The 11,899-nt window shown below is 75.7% G+C and carries 9 protein-coding genes, 1 pseudogene and 1 riboswitch; all 10 genes and pseudogenes read right to left on the reverse strand.

Translation table 11 applies throughout. The features are described 5' to 3' along the window. Nucleotides 1-1,805 (reverse strand): bifunctional cobalt-precorrin 5A hydrolase/precorrin-3B C(17)-methyltransferase (locus AC5LSR_RS02615; protein ID WP_493468107.1); only part of this gene is annotated, 1,805 nt, incomplete at its 3' end. 142 nt (nt 1,806-1,947) lie between these two features. Next, on the reverse strand, nt 1,948-2,856 hold the full coding sequence (gene cobM / locus AC5LSR_RS02620) for a precorrin-4 C(11)-methyltransferase (RefSeq protein WP_250280723.1): 909 nt from the start codon (nt 2,854-2,856) through the stop codon (nt 1,948-1,950). Then, entirely contained in the window at nt 2,853-3,704 is an 852-nt protein-coding gene (cobI, locus tag AC5LSR_RS02625) for a precorrin-2 C(20)-methyltransferase (RefSeq protein WP_250280721.1), read from the reverse strand. Before cobI ends, cobM begins: the two co-directional genes overlap by 4 nt. Next, nucleotides 3,701-5,326, reverse strand: coding sequence for a cobyrinic acid a,c-diamide synthase CobB (locus AC5LSR_RS02630; RefSeq protein WP_250280719.1), 1,626 nt, complete (start codon nt 5,324-5,326; stop codon nt 3,701-3,703). The genes cobI and AC5LSR_RS02630 overlap by 4 nt, the downstream gene beginning before the upstream one ends. Then, on the reverse strand, nt 5,320-5,925 hold the full coding sequence (cobO, locus tag AC5LSR_RS02635; RefSeq protein WP_250280717.1) for a cob(I)yrinic acid a,c-diamide adenosyltransferase: 606 nt from the start codon (nt 5,923-5,925) through the stop codon (nt 5,320-5,322). Before cobO ends, AC5LSR_RS02630 begins: the two co-directional genes overlap by 7 nt. A gap of 3 nt (nt 5,926-5,928) precedes the next feature. Continuing rightward, entirely contained in the window at nt 5,929-8,253 is a 2,325-nt protein-coding gene (locus tag AC5LSR_RS02640; RefSeq protein ID WP_250280714.1) for a VWA domain-containing protein, read from the reverse strand. Nucleotides 8,254-8,356: 103 nt separating this feature from the next. Further along, nucleotides 8,357-8,482, reverse strand: a riboswitch (cobalamin riboswitch). A 213-nt stretch (nt 8,483-8,695) separates the two neighbouring features. Beyond that, on the reverse strand, nt 8,696-9,967 hold the full coding sequence (locus AC5LSR_RS02645; RefSeq protein ID WP_250280713.1) for a beta-ketoacyl synthase N-terminal-like domain-containing protein: 1,272 nt from the start codon (nt 9,965-9,967) through the stop codon (nt 8,696-8,698). After that, nucleotides 9,964-11,265 carry a beta-ketoacyl-[acyl-carrier-protein] synthase family protein gene (locus AC5LSR_RS02650; protein WP_250280711.1) on the reverse strand — a complete coding sequence of 434 codons (1,302 nt, stop codon included), beginning with the start codon at nt 11,263-11,265 and terminating at the stop codon, nt 9,964-9,966. The genes AC5LSR_RS02645 and AC5LSR_RS02650 overlap by 4 nt, the downstream gene beginning before the upstream one ends. Continuing rightward, nucleotides 11,262-11,717 (reverse strand): cupin domain-containing protein, encoded by a 456-nt coding sequence (locus AC5LSR_RS02655; protein WP_250280709.1) that lies wholly within the window; start codon nt 11,715-11,717, stop codon nt 11,262-11,264. Before AC5LSR_RS02655 ends, AC5LSR_RS02650 begins: the two co-directional genes overlap by 4 nt. A 37-nt stretch (nt 11,718-11,754) precedes the next feature. Beyond that, nucleotides 11,755-11,899 (reverse strand): annotated as a pseudogene (locus AC5LSR_RS02660) (SRPBCC family protein); the annotation flags it as partial.

An 11,899-nucleotide genomic window follows, 5' to 3' on the forward strand; every position in this document is an offset into this window, starting at 1 on the left:
CGGAAGGCGTCGGTGACGATGCCCACCGGGGTCGACAGCGGACGGTGAGCGGCCAGCAACGTCAACGCCCGTGGCAGCTGCCAGGTCCGCGCCTTGCTGCGCGGGTTGTAGAACGCGACGGCGACGTCGGCCTGCGCCGCCGCCCGGACCCGCTGTTCGATCACCTCCCAGGGGGTGTGCAGATCCGACAGACTGATCATCATGTGGTCGTGGCCGAGGGGCGCGCCGAGCAGCGCCGCGGCGGACAGCGCCGCCGTCACCCCCGGGACGCCCACCACGTCGAAGGATCCGTCGGCCCGTTCCAGCGCGGGGCTGCCCATCGCGTAGACGCCGGCGTCCCCGCTGCCGATGAGCGCGGCCGCGTGGCCGGCGCGGGCGGCGTCCACGGCCGCGACGGCGCGGGCCTCCTCCGCTCCGAGGCCGCTGGCGAGCACGCGCGCGCCCGGCCGGATCAGGTCGCGGACGGAGTCGACGTACTGGTCCAGACCGACGATCACACTGGCGCGGGCGAGCTCGCGGGCGGCGCGTGGGGTGAGCAGGTCCCGGTCGCCGGGGCCGAGGCCGACGATGGCCAGCCGGCCGCGGGGACGGTGGCGGGCGACCGCCACGGTGGCGTGCGCGCTCGCCCGTTTGGGCACGACGAGTTCGGCGGTGCCGGCGGACAGACCCGCGTCGGGGCCGAGCAGGCTCGCCGCCTCGGCGACGCTCGGCGTGCCGACCGCGGCCCGCACCACCTCGGAGGGATGCGGGACGTCGACGGCCGCGAGCGCCTCGGCCGGGTGCACGACCAGCGGCCAGCCGAACCGGCGGGCGGCGGCGACGATGCCGGCCTCGTCCCGCTTGGCCTCGACGGTGGCGAGGTGACGCACGGCCAGCGGTGCCAGCCCGGCATCGGCCAGCGCGCGCTCGACGAGGTCGACGATCTCGTCGGCGGGTACGCCCCGGCTCGCGCCGACCCCCACGACCAGGCTGGGCGGCCGGTAGACCACCGCGGGCGCCGGCGGCGTGACGACCCGGTCGGTGATCACGATGGCGGGCGCCGCCGGCCGATCCGGCCGATCCGGCGGGACCGGCGGGACTGACGTGGCCGGCGTGGCTGGTCCGGCCTGTGACGTGGCCGGCGCACTGCTCCCGTCGGGTTCATCGGCGCCGCCGAGGGCGCCTGGAGCAGTGGGAAAGGGGTGATCGGCGGGTCCGCTCCGGCCGGTGAGATCGGTGAGATCGGTGAGATCGGCGGGCCGGACCGTTCCCGGCAACGGCGGCAGCGGCCAGACCGCGTCCGTGTACAGGGTCACGGGCTGCTCGGCGAGCAGCGCCGTGCCCACGGCGGCGAGCCGCGATCCGGGCTCGACGCGCAGGCCGATGTCGGCGCCGAAGGAGTCCAGGGCGGGGACCGCGGCGGCGTCACTGGCGGTGGTCACGACGGCGGTCGCGCCGAGGGTGGCGGCGACCCGCTCGGCGAGGTCGTTGGCTCCGCCGGCGTGCCCGCCGACGAGGGCGACCGCCCACCGGCGCGCCTCGTCCACGCAGACCACCCCCGGGTCGCTGTCCTTGCCGGTGAGCAGGCTGCCGGTGTCGGGGGTGCCGGCCAGCAGCCGGACGGTCGCGCCGGTCGCGAGGAAGCAGACCACCCCGGCGCATGCGGTGACGGCGGCGGTGAGCGCCTCGCGGGCCGTGCCGTCGTAGTGGCGGGCGTCCGGCCAGGCCCGTTGGAGATCCCGGGCGGCCGCGCGGCCGGCGGCGGTCACCGCGACCAGGCCGATGCCCGACCGGCCCGGTGTCCTGGCGTCCGTCATCGTGACCATCCGTCATTGTGATCGTTCATGGTGGTGCGCACCGGCGCGTTCTCCCCAGCGGACGGCTGTCCCTGTCGGTCGCTGTCAGCCGCGCGACCGCATCCGGGATGGTTGCGTGGCGGCCTGCGCGGGACGTCCCAACGAAGGTTGATCATGTGGGCCCGGGCCCTTCACGTGAGGCGCTGGACGCATCGGACGCACGAGGGTCGTCACGGACGGGAATGTCGCGGGCGCGGGGGGCCTCGGAGTTGTCCCGGGCCGCCCGCAGCGTGGTGCGGGCGGCCCGGTCGGCCCGGCGGAAGCCGTGGAAGTGACCGGGGTGGTACAGGTGGGAGCGGGTCCCGCCGGCGGCGAGGGCGGGGCCGACGAGCACCAGCGTGTGCTTCCACAGCTTGTGCTCACGGATCGTGGCGGCGAGGTCGGCGAGCGCGCACCGCACGATCAGCTCCTCCGGCCAGCTCACCCGGTAGGCGACCACGCAGGGTGTCTCCGGTGGGTAGCCACCGGCGGTGAGCTCGGCCTGCAGCTGGCTGGAACGGGCCGCCGAGAGGAACAGCGCCATGGTCGTGCCGTGCGCGGCGAACCGGGCCACCTCCTCCCCGGGCGGCATCGGGGTCTTCCCGCCGGCGAGCCGGGTCAGGATCACCGACTGGGCCACCTGGGGGACGGTCAGCTCGCGCCCGACGGCCGCGGCCGCCGCGGTGAAGCTGCTGACCCCGGGGACGATGTCGGTGGCCAGCCCCAGCTCGGCGCAGATCTCCAGCTGCTCCTGCACCGCACCCCACAGCGCCGGGTCACCGGAGTGGACGCGGGCCACCGCGAGCCCGCCGGCCGCGGCCCGCCGGTAGATCTCGTGGACGCCCTCCAGCGGCAGCCCGGCCGAGTCGACGATCTCGGCGTCGTCGCGGGCATGGGTGAGCACGTCCGGGTGCACCAGCGAGGACGCCCAGATGACCACGTCCGCCTCGCCGATCACCCGGGCGGCGCGCAGGGTCAGCAGGTCCGCGGCCCCGGGGCCGGCCCCGACGAACGTGACCCGCCCGGGCGGGCGGGCGGTCATGCCGGCCACTGCCGGCGCCGGGTGGAGATCACCGTGGACAGGTAGGGGCCGGGCTGGTCGCGGGGCAGGTCGGCGGCGAGGCGGATGTCCTCCTCGGGCAGGCCCGTGCAGGCGCCGTAGACGGCCGCGCCGTGTGTGCCGGTCAGCCGGTCGGCCTCGGCCAGCACGTCGAGGACCTGCGGCAGCGCGCGTCCGCCCTTGTAGGCGATCACGGTGTCGTGGTCGGCGACCGCCCGGCGGTAGGCGTCCACACCGGCGGTCAGCGGCAGCAGCGCCACGGTCTCGGTGCCCACGGCCAGCACCGTGCCGGAGCGGGCGGCGAGATCCTGCATGGCCATGATGCCGGGAACGGTCTCGATGGTGACCTCCGGTAACAGCGTGCGGACCCGGGCGGCCAGCGTGGTGAAGGTCGAGTAGACGTTCGGATCACCGATCGTGGCGAACGCGACACTGCCCGTGGGGTGTTCGCGCAGGGCCTGGATGACCACGGCCGCCGGGGCGTCGTAGTCGGCGTCCCCGGTCATCCGGAACGTCACCTGGCGGATCCGGTCGTGGGTGACGTGCGCGCGCACGGTCGCCTCGGCCCGGCCCGGCGGCGGCATCCCCTCGCTGACCGGGACGAACACGACGTCGGCCCGCTCCAGCGTCCGCGCGGCCCGGACCGTCACCAGATCCGGGTCGCCGGGCCCGACGCCGACACCGACCAGCCGGGCGCGCGGCGGAACCGCCCCGGGGCTTCCGGCGCCCTCGCTGCCCTTGCCGCGCGACGTTGCGGTTTTCGACGGCGTTGCCCGGGGGCTTCCGGGGCTTCCGGCGCCCTCGCTGCCCTCGACGTTCCTGGAGCTCATCGCGCTCCTCCCGCGCTCCGTGCCGCGCCGGGAGCACGGACGGCCGCCGCGGACGGCCCGGCCGCTCTCGCCCCGCGGGCCGTGGCGACGAACCGGCAGGCCGCCCCGGGCACGCCGGCCCAGTGCAGGTGCAGGTAGGAGGCGTGCACGTTGCCGCGTACGAACCCCTCCGCCCGGTCGTCCACCCGCCAGGCCGACTGTGGCACGTCCCCTGGGAAAAAGCGCGCCTCCCCGGGAAAGGACGCTCCGGCGGCGGGCCCGGCCGTGGGGCCGGCGCGGCCGCCAGCGAGAACCGGAGCCGTGTCGGCAGGGGTGGTGGCAGCGGCAGCAGCGGCGGTCGTGCTGGCGGTCGGCGGGATGACCTGCGTGTGGTGGAACTCGTGCGCGGTCACCACGGTATCGGCGGTCACGAGCGAGTTGTCACAGACAGCGACCGCCTGACGGTAACCGAGAGTGAGACGTGGCCCCATCGCCGTGTCGGCGTCGAGGACGCCGCACATCGGATGCCCGTCGAGGGAGCGGGCCAGGTAGAGCAGGCCGGCGCATTCGGCGGCGATCGGCGCGCCCCGGCGCGCCAACGCGACGACCTCGGCCCGCAGCGGCGCGTTGGCCGCGAGCGCGGCGGCGTGCTCCTCGGGGAACCCGCCGCCGATCACCAGTCCGTCGGTGCCGTCCGGAAGCGTCTCGTCACGCAGCGGGTCGACGGTGACGACCTCGGCCCCGGCGGCGCGCAGCAGTTCGACCTGTTCGGCATAACCGAACGTGAACGCGGACCCGCCCGCGACAGCGATCCGCACCGGCCGCCCGCCGCCGGGCCCGGCCGTCTCGCGGGTCTCGCCGGTCTCGGCCACGGCGTCCGACGGCGTCCAGGGGCGGGCGTCCAGCGGCGGGGCCGAGCGGGCCAGCGCAAGCACGGCGTCGAGATCGCAGGATGCGGCGACCAGCGCCCCCAGCGCCCGGACCGCCTCGGCCGCGGCCGGCGCCCGCTCGGCCGCCGGCACCAGCCCGAGATGCCGCGAGGGCACCGCGGCGGCGTCGTCCCGGCGCAGCACCCCCAGCACGGGGATGCGCAGGCCGGCGACGGCGTCCCGCAGCAGGCGCTCGTGGCCGGCCGAACCGACCCGGTTGAACACGACACCGGCCAGGCGCACCCGCCGATCCCAGGTGGCGAAGCCGTGCACCACGGCCGCGGCCGAGCGGCCCGCGGCGGACGCGTCCACGACCAGCACGACCGGGGTGGCGGTCAGCCGGGCCACGTGGGCGGCGGAGGCGAAGTCCACGGGCTGGCCGGGCCGTGGCAGCGACACCCCGTCGAACAGGCCCATCACCCCTTCGACGACGGCGATGTCGGCGCCGCGGGCGCCGTGGGCGAGCAGGGGGCCGATGCGCTGTTCGCCGCAGAGCACGGCGTCGAGGTTGCGCCCGGGGCGGCCGGTGGCCAGGGCGTGGTAGCTCGGGTCGATGTAGTCCGGGCCGACCTTGTGCGGGGAGACCCGCAGGCCGCGGGCGGTCAGGGCGGCCATCAGCCCGGTCGCCACGGTGGTCTTGCCCGCGCCGCTGGCCGGGGCCGCGACCAGCAGCCGGGGCAGGGCGATGCCGGCGGCGCCGGGGCCGCTCACCATTCGATCCCCCGCTGGCCCTTCTGGCCGGCGTCCATCGGATGCTTCACCTTGGTCATCTCGGTCACCAGGTCGGCGGCGTCGAGCAGCCGCGGCGGCGCGGCGCGGCCGGTGACGACGACGTGCTGGCGCCCGGGCCGGGCGCGCAGCGTCTCGACGACCTCGGCCACATCGATCCATCCCCACTTCAGCGGGTAGGTCAGCTCGTCGAGGACGTAGAGCCGGTAGGTCTGCGCGGCCAGGTCCCGGCGGATCTGCTCCCAGCCCTCGCGCGCGGCGTCGGCGGGCTGGGCGCCCGGGTCGATGCGGTGCTGCACCCAGCTCCAGCCCTCGCCCATCTTGTGCCAGGTGACCGTGCCGCCCTCGCCGGTGGTGGCCAGCGTGCGCAGTGCCCGTTCCTCCCCGATCCGCCATTTCGCGGACTTGACGAACTGGAACACCCCGACCGGCCAGCCCTGCGCCCAGCCGCGCAGGGCCAGCCCGAACGCCGCGGTCGACTTCCCCTTGCCGTCACCGGTGTGGACGATCAGCAGCGGGCGGTCCCGGCGGGCCCGGGTGGTCAGGCCGTCGTCGGGTATCACGGCCGGCTGTCCCTGCGGCATCCCTCAGGCCACCTTCCCAGGCTGGGTGGACGGTGTGGACGGTGTCGGCCCGGCGGGCCTGCCGGGCCGGGCGGATCCCGCCGGCCATATCGGACGCACCGGGCTGGCGGGGCGCGCCGGCCATACCGGGCGGACAGCGCCGGCGGGATCCGCGGAGCCGGCGGGATCCGCGGAGCTGGTGGGGGCCGCCGGGCCGGCCGCCGCCGACAGGGCGGCCAGCGGGACGGTCGTGCCACCGAGGGCGGTGGCCAGCCGGCCGGCCAGGCCCAGGCGGACATAGCCGCTCTCGCAGTCGACGACGACGCTGGCCACCCCGGCGCGGGCCAGCGCGTGCGCGGCGGCGGCCGGATCCGGGCCGGTGGTGCACCGGCCGTCGGTGACGACGACCAGCAGCGCGCGCCGGTCGGGGTCACGCCGGCGTTCGGCGGCCAGCACCTGCCCGGCGCGGGTGAGCCCGGCGGCGAGCGGGGTGCGCCCACCGGTCGGCAGGGAACGCAGCCGGGCCGCGCCCACCTCCACACTCGACGTCGGCGGCAGGACGACCTCGGCGTCGGCACCCCGGAAGGTGATCATTCCGATCCGGTCGCGGCGCTGGTAGGCGTCCAGGAGCAGGGAGAGCACGGCGGTGGTGACCGTGCGCATCCGGGCGCGGGCGGCCATGGAGCCGCTGGCGTCCACCACGAACAGCACCAGGTTGCCCTCGCGTCCCTCCCGGACGGCGCCGCGCCGGTCGGACGGCCGCAGCAGCAGCCCCGGCCCGTGGCGTCCGCGGGCCTGCTGCCAGGGCGCGGCGGCCCGCAGGGTCGCCGGCAGGTGCAGGCCAGGGGCCTCCGGCGAGGCGGTGACCACCGCGCCGTGGCGGGTACGGGCCCGGGAGCGCCGCCCGGCGGCGCCGAGACCGGTACCGACATCGGGGATCTCCAGGCGGCGGGGGCGGAACACCGGGCCGGGCGGGCCGGCGGGGTGTGCGCTGCCAGCGGCGTCCGCCCGTCCGCGCGACGGGTCGGGCTGCTCGTACCGGCTGTGCTCGGACGCGGTGGCCGGCCCGCCGGCGGGCCACGGTTCCGCGTCCGTCTCCGTCTGTTGCGTTTCCGCCCGGTGCAGGGGCTCCGATTCCGCCGGGCGCGGGGCCGGCAGGTCGCCGGCCGACGTGAACGGCGGCCCGGCACCGGTATTCTCGTCACTGTCGGTAGCGGCACCGCCGTTGCCGTGGCCGCCGGCGGATCCACCGCCGCCACCGCCGCCACTGCCTCCGCCGCCCCCGCCGCCGGCCGGTGGCGGTCCGTCAGGGTCGTCCGTGGGTGGCTCCCCGGTCTGTTCCAGGGCCTGTTCCAGAGCGTCGGCGAGGGTGTCCTCGTCCAGGCCGGGGGCGTCGAACGGGCCCCGGCGGCGCCGGTGTGGCAGGGCCAGGCGGGCGGCGCGGCGGATGTCGTCGGCGGTGACGCGCTCGCGGCCCTCCCAGGCGGCCAGCGCGATCGCGGTGCGGGCGGTGACCACGTCCGCGCGCATCCCGTCCACGTCGAAGGCGGCGCAGACCGCGGTGACCTGGCGCAACGCCGTCTCGGAGAGCTCCACGGCGGGCAGCCGGTCGCGGGCGGCGGCGATCCGGGCGGCGAGGGCGGCGTCCTGCTCCGCCCAGGCGGCGGCGAAGGCCCGCGGGCCGGCATCGTAGGCCAGCCGGCGGCGCACCACTTCGGCCCGCACCCGCGGGTCCCGGCTGGCGGCGACCTCGACGGTCAGCCCGAACCGGTCCAGCAGCTGCGGGCGCAGCTCACCCTCCTCCGGGTTCATCGTCCCGACCAGCAGGAACCGGGCGGCGTGGCGGACCGACACCCCGTCGCGTTCGACGTGGGCGACGCCGAGCGCGGCCGCGTCCAGCAGCAGGTCGACAAGATGATCGTGCAGGAGGTTGACCTCGTCGACGTAGAGCAGGCCGCGGTGGGCGGCGGCCAGCAGCCCGGGGCGCAGCGCCGTGACGCCTTCGGTGAGCGCCCGGTCGAGGTCGATCGCCCCGGTCACCCGGTCCTCCGAGGCGCCGACCGGCAGCTCCACCATCCGCGCCGCCCGGGTCACGGCGGGAGCCTCGGGTGGATGCGGGCCGTCCGGGCAGTCGGCGTCACCGGCGGCCGGGTCGCAGGCGAACCGGCAGCCGGCCACCACCGCCAGGGGCGGGAGCAGGGCGGTGAGCCCCCGTACCGCCGTCGACTTGGCGGTGCCCTTCTCCCCCCGGACGAGTACCCCGCCGATAGCCGGTGACACGGCGTTGAGGACGAGAGCGAGCCGCAGGTCGTCCATACCCACCACCGCGGACAGCGGGTAGGCCGTCATCGTGCTCCCGACCGTGCGCCGGGCACCGGCTGACGGGCGTGAACGGGCATGCCGCGGTCCTCCCTCGGGTTTCCTCGCCCTCGGTAACGGTGCGGACGGCCGAAGTATCCCGGCTCCCGGATCACCGCTCCCCCTCGGCCTTCCGGACGCCTACACGTCCGTGACACACGGTGAGGGTTCGCTCCCCGGTTACGGTGGCGGGACCGCGCCGGATTCCCACCGGCTTCCTCCACTGCCGTCGCCCACCCAGCATGGCACAACCCGCCACCACGCGGACCCCTTCACCCTGCCCGCACTCGCTTCAGGAGCACGCGGGCACCCGTGCCGCGCATGTCGGACGGGATGGCCGCGGGATGGGAGGCCGTCGGAGCTGAACCGCCGCGGCCGGTTGACCGCGGTCGCGATGTCGCCTCCCCCGCGACGTCGGTCACGGCGGTGTCGATCACGGAGTCGAGGTGAGGATGAGGCAGCTGTTGAACCCTCCGTAGCCGCGGGCGTTGATCATGATGACGTTCGTCGGCATTCCGCGTGGTTCTCCCGTGATCAGGTGCAGCCCGTATGCCGGGTCCGGATCGGTCAGGTTGCCCACCGGAGGGACCACGCCGTCCCGCATCGCCAGGAGCGCGGTCGCCACGTTGAGCGCCGGCGTCCCGGCGCACAGGCGCCCGACCAGGCTGTGCGGGGCCGTCACCGGCAGGTGGGCGAGGCGGTCACCGAAGACCTCGCCCAGGGCGCGTGCCTCCAGCAGGTCGTGCTCACGTGTTCCCATGCCGTCGGCGAAGACGACGTCGACGTTGCCGGGGGTCAGGCCGGCGTCGTCGAGCGCGCGTCGCATCGCCTGCACGAGGGGGTCCGGCCCGGGTGCCGGGCGCCGGTCGTGGTGGGCGTCGTGGGTGGCCGCGTAGCCGGCGATCCGTCCGTAGCCGCGGTGGCCGCGCTCGTGCGCCGCCGCGGCGTCCTCCACCACGAACAGGGCGCCGCCCTCGCCCGGCGCGTACCCGTCGGCATGCCGGGAGAAGGGCCGGTAGCCCTCCTCGGGACGGGTGCCCGCGGTCAGCATCCCGCTCGTGGCGTAGCAGGTCATCGCATACGGTGCGACCGCGGCCTCGGTGGCGCCCGCCACCACGGCGCGGGTCCCCCGCCGGATGGCCCGGCGGGCCTCGCCGAGGCAGTCCAGGCCGCCGGCCTCACCGGAGACGATCACTCCTGAGGGGCCTTTCAGCCCGTGGAGGATCGAGATCTGCCCGGTGCTGGCCGCGTAGAACCAGGCGATGGACTGGTAGGCCCCCACCGCCCGGCGGCCCTGGCTCCACAGCCGCCCGATTTCCCGCTGCCCGAACTCGTTGCCGCCGGAGCCGCTGGCCAGGATGGCCGCGGTGTCGTACGGATCGTGATCGGACGGCCGGTAGCCGGCGTCATCGAGGGCGAGGCCGGCGGCGGTCAGGGCCAGCCAGCTCCACCGGTCGGTCTGCACGATCAGCCGGGGGTCGAGATGATCCTCGGGCTGGAAGCCGTCCACCTCACCGGCCAGGACGGCGGCGGGCGCCGCGGTACCGGCCAGGACGGCGGCGGGCGTGGGGGTGGCGAAGCGGGTGACCGGGGCGACCTTGACCTCGCCGCGCAGCGTGGACGACCAGTGCGCCTCGGCCCCGATGCCGCTCGGTGCCACGACGCCGATACCGGTGATCACCGCGGACTGGCCCGGGGCGCTCACCGGGTCACCGTCGCGCGCTCGAGCAGGATCGCGGACTGGAAGCCGCCGAAACCGCTGCCGACCGACAGCGCCACGTCGATCCGCTGGTCACGGGCGGTCTTGGGCACGTAGTCCAGGTCACAGTCGGGGTCGCGGTTCTCCCAGTTGGCCGTCGGCGGCACCACGGAGTGCTCGATGGCCAGCGCGCAGGCGGCGCATTCGATCGCGCCGATGGCCCCGAGCGAGTGGCCGACCATGGACTTGATCGAGCTGACCGGTACCTGGTAGGCGTGCGATCCCAGGGAGCGTTTGAAGGCGGCCGTCTCGTGCCGGTCGTTCTGCTTGGTGCCCGACCCGTGGGCGTTGACGTAGCTGACCGCCGTGGCCGGGGTGCGGGCCTGCCGGAGCGCGCTGGTGATCGCTTCGGCCATCTCCACACCGTCCGGTCGCAGCCCGGTCATGTGGTAGGCGTTGGAGCGGGACGCGTAGCCGGTGACCTCGCAGTAGACGTGGGCGCCGCGGCGGCGGGCGTGCTCCCACTCCTCCAGGACGAGCACGGCGGCGCCTTCCCCCATCACGAACCCGTCCCGGGTGGCGTCGAACGGCCGGGAGGCGTGCTCCGGGTCGTCGTTGCGCGCTGAGGTCGCCCGGATCGCGTCGAAGCAGGCGATCGAGATCGGTGAGATCGGCGCGTCCGTGGCACCCGCGATGACCACGTCGGCCGCGCCGTCCTGGATGAGCTGGTGGCCCCGGCCGATCGCGTCGATCCCCGAGGTGCAGCCCGTCGACACCACCGCGGCGGGGCCGCGCGCGCCGAACCTGCGGGCCACCTCGCCGGCGAGGCTGCTGGGCACCAGGGCGTGGTAGAGGAAGGACGAGGCGTATGCCGGGTCCACCAGCCAGTCACGGCCGCTGTTGCTGACCGCGACGTACTCGTCCTCGAGGCGGGTGGTGGCGCCGACGGCGCTGCCGAGGCTGACCCCGACGCCGTATCCGCCGTCGGGGGCGCCGGCCGGCAGGTCCAGGCCGCTGTCGGTGACCGCCTCCGCGGCCGCGGCGAGCGCTAACTGGATGAACCGGTCGTTGCGGTGGATCTCCTGCGCGTCCAGGCCGGCGGCGGCGGGGTCGAAGTCGCATTCGGCCGCGATCTGCGACCGGAACTGCGCCGGGTCGAAGAACGAGATCCGCCGGGTCGCGGTCCGGCCCTCGGTCAGCAGGGTCCAGAACGCGCGGCTGTCCGTCCCGCCGGGGGCGATGACGCCGACGCCGGTGACCACCGTCCTTCTCGGGCCCGCGCTCGTGCTCGTATGTGTGCTCATGCTGGTGCCTTCCGTGGGTCGCCGTCCCCGCTGCCGCCCGCCCCGGCCGGCGCGGGCACGAGGGTGGGCAGGGGCTCGGTGTCGACGTGGCCGAGGTCCGGCCGTGGGGCCAGCGGGCTGAGGTGGAAGACGAGGAACGCCGTCTCGTCGCCGGTGTTGACCAGCCGGTGGCGCGTCCCCAGGGGGATCAGCAGGCCGTGCTCGGCCGGCAGCGCGGTGTCCTGGCCGTCGAGGCGTGCGGTGATGTTCCCGGTCACGCAGTAGAGGAACTCCTCGGAGTACGGATGCCAGTGCTCGGTGACGACCTCCCCCGGCCGCAGGGCCAGCGTCCCGAGGAAACCTGACGTCGAGCCGACGGTGGCCGGTGACAGCAGGGTCCGGATGTCACCGCCCCGGCGGGTATTCGGTGGCACGTCGTGGATGGACAGGACCTTGGGTCCGGTGCTGCTCATGGGTGTTCCCTTCTCGCGTCGCCGTGCGGGCGGCCGGTTACACCGCCGCCAGGGCTTCGACCCGGCGCCGGATGACGTCCATCTGGATGGCGGAGTTCGTGTTGATCCGTTGCGTCATGCCCGCGTCGTCGACCGGCGCGTCGGGCCGCATCGCGAAGTCCTGAATCCAGGTCATCCGGACG

Source organism: Protofrankia sp. CiP1_Cm_nod4, from assembly GCF_982290645.1.

What these genes read in the sequence shown, in the direction of transcription:
- cobO (WP_250280717.1), bottom strand. Translation starts at nt 5,925, where the DNA reads ATGCCGCAGGGACAGCCGGCCGTGATACCCGACGACGGCCTGACCACC.
- AC5LSR_RS02640 (WP_250280714.1), bottom strand. Translation starts at nt 8,253, where the DNA reads ATGACGGCCTACCCGCTGTCCGCGGTGGTGGGTATGGACGACCTGCGG.
- AC5LSR_RS02655 (WP_250280709.1), bottom strand. Translation starts at nt 11,717, where the DNA reads ATGAGCAGCACCGGACCCAAGGTCCTGTCCATCCACGACGTGCCACCG.
- AC5LSR_RS02650 (WP_250280711.1), bottom strand. Translation starts at nt 11,265, where the DNA reads ATGAGCACACATACGAGCACGAGCGCGGGCCCGAGAAGGACGGTGGTC.
- cobI (WP_250280721.1), bottom strand. Translation starts at nt 3,704, where the DNA reads ATGAGCTCCAGGAACGTCGAGGGCAGCGAGGGCGCCGGAAGCCCCGGA.
- cobM (WP_250280723.1), bottom strand. Translation starts at nt 2,856, where the DNA reads ATGACCGCCCGCCCGCCCGGGCGGGTCACGTTCGTCGGGGCCGGCCCC.
- AC5LSR_RS02630 (WP_250280719.1), bottom strand. Translation starts at nt 5,326, where the DNA reads ATGGTGAGCGGCCCCGGCGCCGCCGGCATCGCCCTGCCCCGGCTGCTG.